Origin of the sequence: Micromonospora sp. DT48 (assembly GCF_049844495.1) — a bacterium.
GTDB lineage: Bacteria > Actinomycetota > Actinomycetes > Mycobacteriales > Micromonosporaceae > Micromonospora.
In genome coordinates this window covers 14534-29909 of the sequence record NZ_JBNCLE010000035.1, presented here as the reverse complement: position 1 = coordinate 29909, position 15376 = coordinate 14534, and the positions used below count along the sequence as shown (strand labels likewise).

General features: G+C 69.4%; 13 protein-coding genes. 5 read left to right on the top strand and 8 right to left on the bottom strand.

Features of this window, described 5'->3' with window-relative positions; translation table 11 throughout:
• Positions 1–216: 216 nt before the first annotated feature.
• Together ACLQ2S_RS26220 and ACLQ2S_RS26215 are read right to left on the bottom strand one after the other, a co-directional pair.
• Positions 217–1266, bottom strand: coding sequence for an aspartate-semialdehyde dehydrogenase (locus tag ACLQ2S_RS26220; RefSeq protein WP_309222381.1), 1050 nt, complete (start codon positions 1264–1266; stop codon positions 217–219).
• A gap of 5 nt (positions 1267–1271) precedes the next feature.
• A complete protein-coding gene (locus tag ACLQ2S_RS26215; protein ID WP_309222380.1) occupies positions 1272–2537 on the bottom strand; it encodes an aspartate kinase in 1266 nt (421 codons plus the stop codon).
• A 222-nt stretch (positions 2538–2759) separates the two neighbouring features.
• On the opposite strand from ACLQ2S_RS26215, the gene ACLQ2S_RS26210 reads away from it, so the two are divergent.
• The 3 genes from ACLQ2S_RS26210 to leuA all read left to right on the top strand — a co-directional run bounded on the left by ACLQ2S_RS26210 (position 2760) and on the right by leuA (position 6302).
• Entirely contained in the window at positions 2760–3569 is an 810-nt protein-coding gene (locus ACLQ2S_RS26210) for a hypothetical protein (RefSeq protein WP_309222379.1), read from the top strand.
• 188 nt (positions 3570–3757) lie between these two features.
• Positions 3758–4306 carry a nitroreductase family protein gene (locus ACLQ2S_RS26205; protein ID WP_155214335.1) on the top strand — a complete coding sequence of 183 codons (549 nt, stop codon included), beginning with the start codon at positions 3758–3760 and terminating at the stop codon, positions 4304–4306.
• Between the two features lie 238 nt (positions 4307–4544).
• Positions 4545–6302, top strand: coding sequence for a 2-isopropylmalate synthase (gene leuA, locus ACLQ2S_RS26200; RefSeq protein ID WP_155214761.1), 1758 nt, complete (start codon positions 4545–4547; stop codon positions 6300–6302).
• A gap of 131 nt (positions 6303–6433) precedes the next feature.
• Here the strand turns inward: leuA and ACLQ2S_RS26195 are convergent, their stop codons facing one another.
• Positions 6434–7870, bottom strand: coding sequence for an MFS transporter (locus tag ACLQ2S_RS26195; RefSeq protein WP_155214334.1), 1437 nt, complete (start codon positions 7868–7870; stop codon positions 6434–6436).
• 108 nt (positions 7871–7978) lie between these two features.
• Between ACLQ2S_RS26195 and ACLQ2S_RS26190 the strand changes: the two genes are divergently transcribed.
• Positions 7979–8641: an HNH endonuclease family protein gene (locus tag ACLQ2S_RS26190; RefSeq protein WP_309222378.1), complete on the top strand. Its 663-nt coding sequence runs from the start codon at positions 7979–7981 to the stop codon at positions 8639–8641.
• On the top strand, positions 8623–9075 hold the full coding sequence (locus ACLQ2S_RS26185; protein ID WP_155214333.1) for a hypothetical protein: 453 nt from the start codon (positions 8623–8625) through the stop codon (positions 9073–9075). Before ACLQ2S_RS26190 ends, ACLQ2S_RS26185 begins: the two co-directional genes overlap by 19 nt.
• 83 nt (positions 9076–9158) lie before the next feature.
• Here the strand turns inward: ACLQ2S_RS26185 and ACLQ2S_RS26180 are convergent, their stop codons facing one another.
• The 5 genes from ACLQ2S_RS26180 to ACLQ2S_RS26160 form a co-directional block, all read right to left on the bottom strand.
• Positions 9159–10289, bottom strand: coding sequence for an ABC transporter ATP-binding protein (locus ACLQ2S_RS26180; RefSeq protein WP_155214332.1), 1131 nt, complete (start codon positions 10287–10289; stop codon positions 9159–9161).
• Entirely contained in the window at positions 10286–11398 is a 1113-nt protein-coding gene (locus ACLQ2S_RS26175) for an ABC transporter ATP-binding protein (RefSeq protein ID WP_155214331.1), read from the bottom strand. The genes ACLQ2S_RS26180 and ACLQ2S_RS26175 overlap by 4 nt, the downstream gene beginning before the upstream one ends.
• 63 nt (positions 11399–11461) lie before the next feature.
• Positions 11462–12430 (bottom strand): ABC transporter permease, encoded by a 969-nt coding sequence (locus tag ACLQ2S_RS26170; protein ID WP_155214330.1) that lies wholly within the window; start codon positions 12428–12430, stop codon positions 11462–11464.
• Positions 12427–13431 (bottom strand): ABC transporter permease, encoded by a 1005-nt coding sequence (locus ACLQ2S_RS26165; RefSeq protein ID WP_309222377.1) that lies wholly within the window; start codon positions 13429–13431, stop codon positions 12427–12429. Before ACLQ2S_RS26165 ends, ACLQ2S_RS26170 begins: the two co-directional genes overlap by 4 nt.
• Positions 13432–13507: 76 nt before the next feature.
• Positions 13508–15169 carry an ABC transporter substrate-binding protein gene (locus tag ACLQ2S_RS26160; RefSeq protein ID WP_155214328.1) on the bottom strand — a complete coding sequence of 554 codons (1662 nt, stop codon included), beginning with the start codon at positions 15167–15169 and terminating at the stop codon, positions 13508–13510.
• Between the last annotated feature and the right edge of the window lie 207 nt (positions 15170–15376).

Below are 15376 nucleotides of genomic sequence, written 5' to 3'. Positions count from 1 at the left end.
GCCCAACGGCCATACCAGCCCAAAACGGCGGCCGAACCCCGCCTCGCCGCTTGACACAACCCATAGGGACACCCCCCCACCCCACCCACCCCCCACCCACCCCCACCCACCCTCGTCCGGTGATCAAGAAGTTTTGGTCTTGGAGAGCGCTCTCGTTAGACCAAAACTTCTTGATCACCGAGCAGGGCGGGGTCCCGGGGGGGTGGGGTGGGGGGGTTAGGGGTGGGCTAGGAGTTCGGCGATTTGGGCGGTGTTGAGGGCGGCGCCCTTGCGGAGGTTGTCGCCGGTGACGAAGAAGTCCAGGGCCCGAGGGTCGTCCACGGCACGGCGGATCCGGCCGACCCAGGAGGGGTCGGTGCCCACCGCGTCGATCGGCATCGGGAACTCACCGGCCGCCGGATCGTCGACCACGATCACGCCGGGCGCGTTTCGCAGCACACCACGTGCGCCCTCGGCGTCGATCTCGGTGGCGAAGACGGCGTGCACCGCGACCGAGTGACCGGTCACCACGGGTACCCGTACACAGGTGGCCGAGACCTTGAGGTCACGCAGCCCGAGGATCTTGCGCGACTCGTTGCGCATCTTCATCTCCTCGGACGACCAGCCGTCGTCGGCCAGCGAGCCGGCCCACGGGACGACGTTGAGCGCCAGCGGGGCGGGAAACGGGCCGAGGTCGTCGCCGACCGCCTGCCGCACGTCGCCGGTACGCGAGCCGAGTTGCCGGTCACCGGCCACCTTGGTCAGTTGGTCGTGCAGCGTGTCCGCGCCGGCCTGCCCGACCCCGGAGACCGACTGGTACGACGCGAGCACCAGTTCCCGCAGGCCGTACTCGCGGTGCAGCGGCGCGACCGCGACGATCATCGCGAGAGTGGTGCAGTTGGCGTTGGCGATGATGCCCTTGGGCCGGTTACCCACCTGCTCCGGATTGATCTCGGGCACCACCAGCGGTACCTCGGGATCCATCCGGAAGGCGCCGGAGTTGTCCACCACGATGGCGCCGCGAGAGACCGCGATGGGCGCCCAGTGGGCGGAGACCTCGTCCGGCACGTCGAACATGGCCACGTCGACGCCGTCGAGCGCCTCCTCGGTGAGCACCTGGACGGTCAGTTCCTCGCCCCGGCAGCGGACCTTGCGTCCGGCGGATCGTTCGCTGGCCAGCAGCCGGATCTCGCCCCAGACGTTGCGTCGCCCGGTGAGCAGCTCACACATCACCGTGCCGACGGCTCCCGTTGCCCCGACCACGGCCAGGGTGGGCAGCCCGGTCACGCCCGCTACCGCCCCGTCCCCGCGTACACCACGGCCTCGGTGTCGCCGCCGAGGTCGAACGCCTCGTGGATGGCACGGACCGCCGCGTCGAGGTCGGTGTCCCGGCAGACCACCGAGACACGGATCTCCGAGGTGGAGATCATCTCGATGTTCACCCCGGCCTGGCCCAGCGCGGCGAAGAAGCCGGCGGCCACCCCGGGGTGCGACCGCATCCCCGCGCCGATCAGGGAGACCTTGCCGACGTGGTCGTCGTAGAGCAGGCCCTTGAAGTTGACCGTCTCCTGGATCTTGCTCAACGCGGCCATCGCGGTCGGGCCGTCGGCCTTCGGCAGGGTGAAGGAGATGTCCGTACGGCCGGTGCCCTCGGTGGAGACGTTCTGCACGATCATGTCGATGTTGATCTCGGCGCCCGCGACGGTGTCGAAGATGCTCGCGGCGGCACCCGGCTCGTCGGGCACCCCGACGATGGTGATCTTGGCTTCGCTGCGGTCGTGGGCGACCCCGGTGATCAGTGCCTGCTCCACAGAGAGCTCCTCCATCGATCCGGTGACCATGGTTCCGGTGTTGGTCGAGTATGACGAACGGACATGGATCGGCAGCCCGGCCCGCCGGGCGTACTCCACGCTACGCAGGTGCAGCACCTTGGCGCCGCAGGCGGCCAGCTCAAGCATCTCCTCGTAGGTGATCTGCTTGATGTGCCGGGCGTTGGGCACGATCCGGGGATCGGCGGTGAACACCCCGTCCACGTCGGTGTAGATCTCGCAGACGTCCGCGCGCAGCGCCGCCGCCAGCGCCACCGCGGTGGTGTCGGAACCGCCCCGGCCGAGGGTGGTGACGTCCTTGGTGTCCTGCGACACGCCCTGGAAGCCGGCGACGATGACCACCGCGCCCTCGTCCAGCGCCCCCTTGAGGCGGCCCGGCGTGACGTCGATGATCCGTGCCCGGCCGTGCACCGAGGTGGTGATCACGCCAGCCTGGGAACCGGTGAACGAACGGGCTTCGTACCCCAGGTTGTGGATCGCCATCGCGAGCAGCGCCATGGAGATCCGCTCCCCGGCGGTGAGGAGCATGTCCAGCTCCCGACCGGGCGGCAGCGGGCTCACCTGGTTGGCCAGGTCGAGCAGTTCGTCCGTGGTGTCGCCCATCGCGGACACCACCACGACCACGTCGTCACCGGCCTTGCGGGCCGCGACGATGCGCTCGGCCACGCGCTTGATCCGCTCGGCGTTGGCGACGGAGGATCCGCCGTACTTCTGCACCACGAGTGCCACGACGGCGCACTCCCTCCCGGTTGCCCTGAGCGTGCCGACGCCGCCGGCACCGGGGCCGGCGGCGCGGGTCGGACGACCTCAGGGTATCGGTCGGCTCTGACCGCCGGGTCAGGTGATCCCACGATCCGGCCCCCGGACGCGACCGCAGTGGCCTGCGACACGCCGGAAAACGCAGCCTTTCCGGGGGTGTCCCGAACCCTGCCCAACACCCAGAATGACCGGGTGTCCGCCGCCCGTCATCCGATCCGCCGACTGGCCGTCGCGCTCGCGCTCGCCGCGCCCGCTTTCCTCACCGCCTGCTCGTCCGGCCCGCCCGCCGGTTCCTCGCCGCCCCCGACCGCACCGCGTCCGGCCGGTCCGGACGCGGCCCGGGACGAGTTGGCAGCGCTCGCGGCCGCCGCGCAGGACCGGCACCTGATCGCCAGGTACGCCTGGCGGGTAGACGGCGTCGGCGATCGCCTGCTCGCCTTCACCAGCGCGAACGACGGCAGCTGGCGGATGGACGTGCCTGGCGGGGCGCTCGGCGGCACCCGCGACATCGCCCTGGCCGCCACCGCGGACGGGTTGTTCCAGTGCGGGCTGCCATCGACCGCCCAGCCGGAGCCGGCGAGTTGCGTACGCCTCGGCGAGCGGGACGACACGCTGCCCCGGCGGCTCGACCCTCGGGTGCAGCATCCGTTCACCGACTGGTTGGACGTGCTGACCGACCGGCGTGCCCCGCTGTCGGTGTCACCCGCCATGGCACCCCCCGGGGCGAGCGGCAGCTGTTACTCGGTGGAGACCACGTCGGCGTCGATCAACCCACCACTGGACGTAGGGATCTACTGCTTCGACGCCGACGGCACGCCGACCGCTGTTCGGACGGCGTTCGGCACGCTGACGTTGGCCGCCCCGCCGGAACCGGCTCCGGGCACGGTGCAGCTGCCCGGTCCGGTGTTCGAGGGTGAGCCGCTGGGCATGGAGGCGCCACCCGTGGACCCGCCGGACCCGCCGGACGCTCCGGAGGCGGCGAGCGACGACACCGGCGAGTGACGACACCGGCGAGTGACGACACCGGCGAGTGACGACACCGGCGGAGCGACGAAACCGGCAAGTGACGGCAACGGTCTGACGGCCGAGGATGCAGAAACGCTCGACGGTAGATCCCGTTACGGGTGTCATTGCCCACATTCACCCAGCCCGACCGATCGGTCAAATCGCCCATAGGGGATGCTTTTGCCATGACCGACCTCACGCCGCTGCTCGCCTTCCGCTGGAGTCCCCGCTCCTTCGACCCGATCGCGGAGGTGACCCCGGCCGAGGTGGTGACGCTGCTGGAGGCGGCACGATGGGCGCCCTCGGTCGACAACCGGCAACCCTGGCGGTTCGCCGTCGGGCACCGCGAGGACGAGACCTTCAAGCGGATCCTGGTCAACCTGCCGGCCACCGACCAGCGGTGGGCCGGACGGGCGAGCGTCCTGCTGCTCGCCGCGTACCACGCCGGCACCACCCCGTTCGCCGCGTACGACCTGGGGCAGGCGGTGGCCCACCTGACGGTGCAGGCCACCGCGCTGGGCCTGCACGTACGTCAGGTGACCGACCTGGACCACCCCGGGCTGGTCGCCGATCTCGACCTCCCCGCAGGCGTGCGACCGTACGTGGTGACGGCGGTCGGGCAACTCGGCGATCCGTTCAGCCTGCCGGCCGACCTACTGGCCCGCGAGACCTCGCTACGCAGTCGCCGACCATTGCCCGAACTGCTCCTGAGCTGCTCAGACAGCTCGGTTTGAGGGGTTGCGGTGCGACTCTCGTCCCAGATTGCGGACGCACCTTCCCGGGGTTGAGCCCCATCACGTACTGTCACTCTGTCATGTGGCAGGCGCACCTCCTCCTTGGTCGCCGCGACGGGGCCTGACGGCCGGCACCTCGTCGCGGAGTCGAACCGCGCCGCCAGCATTTCCCGGACCGTTCCTCGGCCTGAGTGCCGACCTCCAACGCTGACGTCACATGACCAGGGAGAACTCCGCCATGGCCCACCCAGCCGGCACCACCGACATCGACTCTGATCCGATCGCCCGGCAGCGCCCCAGCCGGATGCCGTACACCCGCTACCAGCCCTATCGGCAGCAGTTCCGGATCGACCTGCCGGACCGCGTCTGGCCGACCCGGCACGTCGAGGCCGCCCCGCGCTGGTGCGCGGTCGACCTGCGGGACGGCAACCAGGCACTGATCGACCCGATGTCACCGGAACGCAAGCGCCGCATGTTCCAGCTCCTGGTGCAGATGGGCTACAAGGAGATCGAGGTCGGCTTTCCCTCGGCCAGCCAGACCGACTACGACTTCGTCCGGCAGCTGATCGAGCAGGATCTGATCCCCGAGGACGTCACCATCCAGGTGCTGACCCAGTGCCGGGAGCACCTGATCGACCGCACCTTCGAGTCGCTGCGCGGGGCCCGCCGGGCGATCGTGCACTTCTACAACTCGACGTCGACGCTGCAACGGCGGGTGGTGTTCGGGCTGGACCGCGACGGCATCACCGACATCGCCACCACCGGGGCCCGGCTCTGCCAGAAGTACGCCGAGATCCACACCCCGGACACCGACATCTTCTACGAGTACTCGCCGGAGTCGTACACCGGCACCGAGCTGGAGTACGCGCTGGAGGTGTGCGCGAAGGTCATCGAGGTGGTCGACCCCACCCCGGACCGCAAGCTGATCGTCAACCTACCGGCGACCGTCGAGATGGCCATGCCGAACGTGTACGCCGACTCGATCGAGTGGATGCACCGGCACCTGCCCCGCCGCGACAGCCTGGTACTCAGCCTGCACCCGCACAACGACCGGGGCACCGGAGTGGCCGCCGCCGAGCTGGGCCTGCTGGCCGGTGCCGACCGGATCGAGGGCTGCCTGTTCGGCAACGGCGAGCGCACCGGCAACGTCGACCTGGTGACGCTGGGGCTGAACCTCTTCTCCCAGGGCATCGACCCGATGATCGACTTCTCCGACATCGACGAGATCAAGCGGGCCGTCGAGTACTGCAACCAGCTGCCCGTGCACGAACGCCACCCGTACGCCGGTGACCTGGTGTACACCGCCTTCTCCGGCTCCCACCAGGACGCCATCAACAAGGGGTTCACCGCGCTGGCGGCCGACGCGGCAGCGGCCGGAGTGCCGGTCGACGAGTTCACCTGGGCGGTGCCGTACCTGCCGATCGACCCGAAGGACCTGGGCCGCAGCTACGAAGCGGTGATCCGGGTCAACTCGCAGTCCGGCAAGGGCGGCGTCGCCTACATCATGAAGACCGAGCACCAGCTCGACCTGCCGCGCCGGCTCCAGATCGAGTTCTCCGGCGTGGTGCAGCAGGTGACCGACCACGACGGCGGTGAGGTCGACCCGGCCACCATGTGGCGGATCTTCGCCGAGCAGTACCTGATCGACCACCAGCGCGACCCGGCGGTGGCGCTGTCCGACTACGCCATCGGCACCGCCGAGGGCAAGGTCGAGATCACCGCCCGGGTCGAAACCGACGGGCAGTCCCGGTCGCTCACCGCGATCGGCAACGGCCCGATCGACGCGTACGTCAACGCGTTGGGCTCGGCCGGCGTGCGCGTACGGGTGCTCGACTACCACGAGCACGCGCTCTCCTCCGGCGGCGACGCGCAGGCCGCCGCGTACGTGGAGTGCGAGGTGCAGGGGCGCACCGTGTGGGGTGTCGGGATGGACGCCAACATCGTCACCGCCTCGATCAAGGCGGTCACCAGCGCCGTCAACCGCGCCCCAGCCTGAGACGCAAGGAAGGGCCCCTTGTTAACGGATTCTGTATAGGAAGGGGCCCGGGTTAACAAGGTCGGTGTTAACCCGGGCCCCTTCCTAACGCCGGTTGACCTGGCAGTGGATACCGGCATCGGGGCGCAGAGCTAAGCCGGCAGCGGCCGGCGGGTCGGGCGGTGCACCAGCACGGCGGCGATGAAGGCACCGGCCAGCAGCAGACCGGCGCACCAGAGCAACGCGCCACGGTAGGCGTTGGTGAGTTCGGCGGGTTGCTCGTACCCGGTGCCGGAGAGCCCGACCAGCAACGGCAGGGCCGCCACCGCGAGCAGTCCGCCGACCCGCGAGGCGGCGTTGTTGAAGCCGCTGGCCACACCGGCGAAGCGGTCCTCGACGGCAGCCAGCACCGAGGCGGTCAGCGGTGCCACGACCAGGGTCAGCCCGGCCCCGAAGAGCGCGACTCCGGGCAGCACCTGCCGCCAGTACGACGCCCCCGGTTCTATCTCGCGCAGCATCAGCAGCCCGACGGCGGCCAGCACCGGCCCGACGGTCAGCGGCAGCCGGGGGCCGATCCGCGTCGACAGCGCGCCGGTGACCGGTGAGCCGACCAGCAGCAGGAAGGTCATCGGCAGCAGGGCGAGGCCGGTGAGCAGGGCCGACCAGCCGAGCACGTTCTGTAGGTACACGGCGATGAAGAAGGTGAATCCGCCCAGCGCGGCGTAGACCAGCACGGTGAACAGGTTCAGCACCGAGAACAGCCGACTGTGGAACAGGCCGACGGGCAGCATCGCGGTGTCGCCACGACGCCGTTCCAGGAACACGAACGCCACGGCGGCGGCCACCCCGGCCAGGGCCGCCGCCACCACCGCCGGTGAGTGCAGACCTCGACCGGGCGCGTCGACCAGGGCGTACGTGACCCCGGCCAGGGCCAGTGCACCGAGCAGGGCACCGGCCACATCGAACTGGCGGGTGCCCTGTTTGCGGGAGGCGTTCTCGTCCCGGCTCTCCGGAACCCAGCGGAGCGTCGCCACCGCGACGAGCACCGCCATCGGCACGTTCAGGAAGAAGATCCACCGCCAGGAGAGCGCGTCGATCAGCCAGCCGCCGATGAACGGCCCGAGCGCGGTGGAGACGCCGGACAGCCCCGACCACGCTCCGATCGTCTTCGCCCGATCGTCGGGATGGAAACTGGCCTGGAGCAACGCCAGGGATCCCGGGGTCAGCAGCGCGCCACCGGCCCCCTGGAGGAACCGCGCGGCCACCAGCCAGTCGATGCGCAGCGCCAGCCCGCAGAGTACGGACGCGGCGGTGAACGACACGACGCCGAGCAGGAACACCCGCCGCCGCCCGAACCTGTCGCCCAACGCCCCACCGAGCAGGACGAACGCGGCGAGCGTCAACAGGTAGCCGTTGACAGTCCACTGAAGACCGGCCACCGACGCGTCGAGGTCCCCACCGAGGTGGGGCAGCGCCACGTTGACCACGGTGCTGTCCAGGAAGACCATGCCGGAGGCCAGCACGGCGGCGGCCAGCGTGCCCCGCCCCGCAGTGCTGCGCAGACGGAGGTTGGACGTGGGTTCGGGCATGGTTACCAATCTGCCGTGCGCCATCTGTCAGACACCACGAAACGCCGAAACCCTCGCCGGGTACTGTGCGGGATCGCCGGAAGCCCGCAAGCTGGAGAGGTGTCGTCTGTGCGTACCAGATCAAGATCTCGTGCCTTGGGAGCGCTCGCGCTCGCTGCGGCGCTGACCTTCGGCGTGGCCGGCTGCGTCCCGCTTGAGGAGGAGCCCGTCACCGAGCCGAGCGGGGGCAACAGCAACATCACCCAGATGCTCTCGGAGCTGACCGTCGCCGAGGCGGGCTCGATGCGCGGCTACAGCCGCAACCGTTTCCCGCACTGGCGCAAGACCGGGAAGAACTGCGACGTCCGCGACACCGTGCTGGAGCGCGACGGCAAGGACATCGAACACTCCGGCTGCAACGTGGTCGGCGGCCGGTGGGAGAGCGTCTACGACGGGCGCACCTTCACCGATCCGTCCAGTGTGGACATCGACCACATGGTCCCGCTGGCCAACGCCTGGCGCTCCGGTGCCGACGAATGGGACGACTCCAAGCGGGGCGACTTCGCCAACGACCTCGACCGACCGCAGTTGTTCGCGGTTTCCGCCTCCTCCAACCGGGCAAAGGGCGACCAGGACCCGTCCCAGTGGAAGCCACCAAACCGGTCATACTGGTGCCAGTACGCCGGGGACTGGGTGGCGGTGAAGCACCACTGGAAGCTGACGGTCACCAGTGCCGAGCGGGCCGAACTGGCCGACATGTTGGAGGGCTGCACATGGGAGAGCAAGCCGTAACCGGTGCCGACGGCGCACCGGCACCGGAGGGCGTACCGGATCCCGGCGGTGAGGACGCGGCGGCGGCCACCGGCAGCCCTGCGCCAGGTCCGGCCACGGCCGGCATGACCGCCGACGGTGCCGCCGCGGGCGAGGTGGAGGTGCCGGGTGCCGGGATGACCGCCGACGCGGGCGGTGCCACCGGCCCCCGCAGCCGCAGCGCCGACATCGTGCCCGGACCGGGTGGGGTGATGACCGACGAGGTCGGGGTGGTGACCGGTGAGCTGACCCTGCGCACCGACTTCGCCGACGGGCTGGTCAGCCTGCACGTGCAGTACAAGGACGCCGACGAGTGGTACGCCGTCACCGGCGGTAGCGCGCCGCTGGCCGACGCCGCCGGGCTGGACGCGGTGCACACCATCGCCGTCGGCCTGCTGCACCGCCCCGAAGGCTGACCGCCACGCGGCACGCCAGCCCCAGTTGTAAGGAAGGGCCCCTTCCTATACACCAGGCGTTAGGAAGGGGCCCTTCCTTACAACTAGACGAAGGAGCCGGGCTCGGTGGGCGCGGAGACGACGGCGGGTTCCTCCCCCTCGTCCACCGGCCGGACGACCTCCACGCTGACCTTGTGCGGACGCAGCTCCCCGCTGGCGATCTGCTCCGCCCAGTGGCAGGCGACCCGGCTTCCGCCGATCTCCCGCAGCTCCGGCCGCTCGTCGGCGCACCGGGTCGGCTGGGCCCACGGGCACCGGGTGTGGAAGCGACACCCCGACGGCGGGTTGGCCGGTGAGGGCAGGTCCCCGGCGAGCAGGATCCGCTCCCGGCGGTCCTCCACGTCGGGGTCCGGCACCGGCACCGCCGACATCAACGCCCGGGTGTACGGGTGCAGCGGCTCGGTGTAGAGCCGGTCGCTCGGCGCCTCCTCGACCAGTGCCCCCAGGTACATCACGCCGACGGTGTCGGAGATGTGCCGGACCACCGCCAGGTCATGCGCGATCACCAGATAGGTCAGCCCGAGGTTGTCCTGGAGTTCGTCGAGCAGGTTGACCACCTGGGCCTGGATCGACACGTCGAGCGCGGAGACCGGCTCGTCCGCCACGATCAGTTCCGGCCCCAGCACCAGCGCACGGGCGATACCGATGCGCTGCCGCTGCCCGCCGGAGAACTCGTGCGGATAGCGGGAGAGCGCCCAGCGGGGCAGTCCGACCTGGTCCAGCGTCTCCGCGATGATCTTGCGGCGCGCGTTCCGGTCACCGCCGATCCCGTGCGTCTGGAGCCCTTCGGTGAGGATCGACTCGACGTTCTGCCGTGGGTCGAGGCTGGACATCGGATCCTGGAAGATCATTTGCATCCGCCGACGCATCGTGCGCAGCTTGTTCGGCGCCAGCGTGGTCAGCTCGACCCCGTCGAAGTTGACCTCGCCCGAGGTCGGCGGGGTGAGCTGGAGCAGCGCCCGCCCGAGCGTCGACTTGCCACACCCCGACTCACCGACCAGGCCGTACGTCTCGCCGCGCACGATCCGCAGGTCGACGCCGTCGACCGCCTTGACGTGGCCGACCGTACGGTCGAACAGCACCCCCCGCTTGATCGGGAAGTGCACCTTCAGATCCCGTACGTCGACGAGCACGTCGTCCCTGGGCTCGGTGGTCCGCTCGCTGCCCGTACTCATGCCACGTCCTCCTCGCTCGGGGTGGCGGCCAGACCCGGCACGGCCGGCGGGTCGTCCGGTACCGCCTGCGCGGGCACCGAACCCGGCGTGGCCGAGCCCGGTACCACCTCCCGAACCTCCTCACCGGGCGCCCCCGGCAGCGGGGCCGGGTTGACGCATCGGTAACCGCGACTGTCGTGGGTCACCACCAGCGCGGGCGGTTCGCCGACGCAGGAGTCGATTCGCCGGGTGCAGCGCGGGGCGAAGGCGCAGCCGTCCGGCCAGGGCAGCAGGTCACGAACCGATCCGGGGATGGGGTTCAGCCGCTCCCCACGCCCCGCGTCGAGACGAGGCACCGAGCCGAGCAACCCCACGGTGTACGGGTGCCGAGGCTGACGGAACAGCGGACGTCGCCGGGCGGTCTCCACCACCCGGCCGCCGTAGAGCACGTTGATGGTGTCGCACATGCCGGCCACCACGCCCAGGTCGTGCGTGATCATCACCAGTGCGGTGCCGGAGTCCCGGACCAGGTCCTTGAGCAGCTCCAGGATCTGCGCCTGGATGGTGACGTCCAGCGCGGTGGTCGGCTCGTCGGCGATGAGCAGCCGGGGCTGACAGGCCACCGCCATGGCGATCAGGGCACGCTGGCGCATCCCACCGGAGAGCTGGTGCGGGTACTCCTTCAGCCGCCGCTTCGGGTCGGGGATACCGACCCGGTCCAGCAGCTGCGCGGCCTCCTTCGCCGCCGCCTCGCCCTTCATCCCCCGGTGCCGGGTCAGCACCTCGGTCACCTGGATGCCGATCGGCACGACCGGGTTCAACGAGGAGAGCGGATCCTGGAAGATCATCGCGATGTCGCGGCCCCGGATGTCCCGGCGCGACCGGTCGTCGATCTTGAGCAGGTCGGTACCGTCGAAGACGGCCTTACCGCCGACGGTGAGACCGGGCTGCTTGGGCAGCAGACCCATGATCGCCAGTGAGGTCACCGACTTGCCGCAGCCGGACTCGCCGACCAGACCGACCACCTCGCCCGCGTCGACGGAGAAGGAAACCCCGTCGACGGCCCGGACGGGCCGCTGATTGCGCCGGGCGAAGGTGACGGACAACTCTTCGACATCAAGCAGTGCCATGCCGCACCGCCCTTTCGTTCACAGCTGCGGAGGTCGCGTACGCACGTCTCATGCTCGCCACACCTACTTCCGCAGCTTCGGGTCGAGGGCCTCACGCATCGCCTCACCGAGCAGGGTGAACCCCAGCGCGGTGATGATGATCGCGACCGCCGGGTAGATGGCCAGCGCGGGCCGGATACCGAGCCACGGCTGCGCGTCGGCCAGCATCACGCCCCATTCGGGGGTGGCCGAGTCGGGGTTGCCGAGACCGAGGTACGACAGCGCGGCGGCCTCGATGATGGCGGTGGCCAGGGTCAGCGTGGCCTGCACGATGACCGGGGCGAGCGAGTTCGGCAGCACGTGGGCCAGCGCGATCTTCGACTTGCGTACGCCCAACGAGGTGGCCGCCAGCACGTAGTCGCTGTTGGACTGGGCGATCATCGAGCCCCGCAGCAGCCGGGCGAAGACCGGCACCGAGACCATACCGACCGCGATCATCACCGTGATCAGGCTCGGCCCGAGCAGCGCGGCGATGCTCACCGCGAGCAGCAGGCTGGGCATCGCCAGCAGCATGTCGATGAAGCGCATCAGTGTGGCGTCCACCCAGCGGCCCCACCGGCCGCCGAGCCCGGCGGCGGCACCGGCGACCCCACCGATCAACGCACCGATGGCCAGACCGATCATGGTGGCGACGACACCGACCAAGAGGGTCTGCCGCGCCCCGACGATCATCCGGCTGAAGACGTCCCGGCCCTGGTGGTCGTAGCCGAGCCAGTGCTCGGCCGAGTGGCCCGGGATCAGGCCCTGGCCCACCTTGACGACGCCCTCGCGGATACCCATCGTGTCGGTCGGCCCGTACGGCACGAAGAACGGGCCGACGATCGCGACCAGGAGGAAGACGGTGAGGATCACCGCTCCGACGACGGCCGCCGGGTTACGCCGCAGCCGACGGAAGGCGTCCTGCCAGAGGCTGACGCCCCGCTCCTCGTCACGGGCGGCGAGTTCGGCGAGGCGGTCGATCTTCTCGCGCTTCTTCCCGCTGATGATCGTCATCGGACCCTCACCCTCGGGTCGATCAAGCTGTATGAGAGGTCCACGATCAGGTTCACCAGCACGTAGACCACCGCGATGATCATGATGAAGCCCATCAGGACCGGATAGTCGCGTTGGCTGATGGAGTCGGCGAGGAAGGCGCCGATCCCGCTGAACGCGAAGACGGTCTCGGTGAGCACCGCGCCGGAGAGCAGACCGCCGGTGAGCAGACCGATCGAGGTCGCCACCGGGAGCATCGCGTTGCGCAGCACGTGCCGGCGGCGGACCACGTTCTCGGTCAGGCCCTTGGCCTCGGCGGTGCGGACGAAGTCCTCGTTGAGCACCTCAAGCACGCTGGCCCGGGTGATCCGGACGATGATCGCCAACGGGATGCTGGCCAACGCCATGCCAGGCAGTACGAGGTGCCAGATCGCGTCGGCGGCGGCGTCCCACTCCCGGGTCATCAGTCCGTCGAGCACGAAGAAGTTGGTGATCCGGGTGGCGCCGAGCGTCGGGTCCTGCCGGCCGCTGGACGGGAACCAGCCCAGGTTCTCCGAGAAGATCGCCTTCAGGATGTACGCCAGGAAGAAGACCGGGATGCAGATGCCGATCAACGAGCCGCCGACGGAGGCGTGATCGAGGAACCGGCCGCGCCGACGGGCGGCCAGGTAACCCAGCGGGATGCCGATACCGATCGCGATCACCATCGCGGTGATGGTCAGTTCGACGGTGCCGGGGAAGCGCTGGAGGAACTCGGTGGTCACCTCGCGCTTGGTCGAGATCGAGGTGCCCAGGTCGAGCCGGACCATCCGCCGGATGAACCGGCCGTACTGGATCAGGATCGGCTCGTCGAGGCCGAGGTTCTGGCGGATCGCGGCCCGCATCTCGGGCGTACCCCGCTCGCCGAGGATCGCGGTCTCGGGGCCACCCGGCAGCCTACGGAGCCAGATGAACAACAGGATGGAGAGCCCGAACAGCGTTGGTATCAGCTGGAGCAGGCGTCTGACGATGAACCGGATCACGGCGGCCTCGAAGGTGTGCAGGGGATCGCGGGCGGGCGCTGTGGGTACAGCGCCCGCCCGCGGTCAGTGCGTCAGATCAGGACTTGAACTCAGCGGAGGAGAACCGCTCGTCGGTGAGCGGGCTCGCCTTGACCCCGGTCACGTCCTTGCCGAACACGATGGCCGGCGGCGAGTGCGAGATCGGCACACCGGGCAGGAAGTTCATGATGTCGGCGTTCAGCTCCTTGTAGAGCGCCACCTTGGCCGCCTGGTCCGCGGTGGAGTCCGCCTTCTTGAACTTCTCGAACAGCTCGGGGTTGTTGAAGCCCCACTCGTCCTTCTGCCGGTCGAAGAACGTACCGATGAAGTTGTAGCCGTCGCCGTAGTCGCCGGTCCAGCCGAGGAAGTGCAGGTCGTGCTTGGTACCGGAGGTGGTGGCGTTGAGGTAGTCCGGGCTCCACTTCAGCGGAATCGGCTCGATCTTGATGCCGGCCGCCTGGAGGTCCGCCGAGACCAGCTCGAACAGGTCCTTCGGGTTCGGCATGTAGGGCCGGGTGACCTCGGTCGGGTAGTGGAACCGCAGGGTCAGGTCCGACGCGCCGGCCTCGGCCAGCAGCGACTTCGCCTTCTCGACGTCGTACTCGTACTTGGTGACGTCGCCGTTCCAGCCCTCGACCGTGTCGGGGAAGAAGTTCACCGCGACCTGGGCACCCGGGGGCAGCTTCGAGTCGACCAGCGCCTGCCGGTTGATGGCGTGGGCCAGCGCCTGCCGGACCTTCAGGTCCGCCAGCTTCGGGTTCCCCTTCTGGTTGATCGCCAGGTAGAGGATGTTGAAGGCCGGGCGGGTCAGGACGTTGAAGCCCTCGCTCTTGAGCGGCTCGACGTCGGCCGGACCAACCAGGTCGTAGCCCTGGATGCCACCGGAACGCAGCTCCTGCTTACGGGCGTTCTCGTCCGAGATGGTCTTGAAGATCAGGCTCTTCAGCTTGGCCTTCTCGCCCCAGTAGTCCTCGTTCCGCTCCAGGGTCAGCGTCTTGTTCGCGATGTCCCAGGTCTTGAACTTGAACGGGCCGGTACCGGTCGGGTGCTCGGTCGCGTACACGGGGTACTTGATGTCGTCCGCGCTACCGGTGACGTTGCTGGCGTCGTACTCCTGGAGCGCCTTGGGGCTGTGCATGGAGAACGACGGCAGCATCAGGGCGGCCGGGATCTTGCTGGAGACCCGGCTGAAGGTCAGCGCGACCGTGGTCGGGTCGGTGACCGAGCAGGACTTGAAGAGGCTCTCACCGAGGGTGTCGTCCTCGTTGGCGGCGAAGCCACCCATGACGTCCTGCCAGTAGGCGGTCACGTCCGGGCTCTGCATGAGGCCCTTGGCGTTGTACCAGCGGTCGAAGTTGACGCAGACGGCCTCGGCGTTGAAGTCGGTGCCGTCGTGGAACTTCACGCCCGAGCGCAGCTTGAACGTCCACGTGGTGCCCGCGGCGTCCGGCTCCCAGGACTCGGCGAGGCCGGGGCTGACCTTGGTGCCACCCTCCTCGGGGCGGACCAGCGTCTCGAACACCTGACGGGCCACGCGCAGCGACTCACCGTCACTGGCGAAGCTGGGGTCGAGCACCTTCGGGTCTCCGGCAACGCCGAAGACCAAGGTGTCCTTGCTACTACCGCTGGAACCTTCGCGGTCGCTCTCGGCACAGCCTGCTACCGCGAGGGCCGCGGCCGCCACGGCCGCGATAGCGACCTTCGGCCTGGATGCACGCATGGTGCTTCACCTCGTCCTTGGGGGTACGGACAACGTGGTGACAGGGTCACCGATGGCCGTGACCTTAGCTCCCGTCCGGACCGCCCGGAAACGGCTGTCGAAGCGGTTGGTACCGGATCGTGTCTTAATCGTTGGGACAGCACCCGGCGGCCAGGGTAGACGCACAGCAAAGGGCCGTTTTGCCCGGATTGGGCGATGCGGATTTGT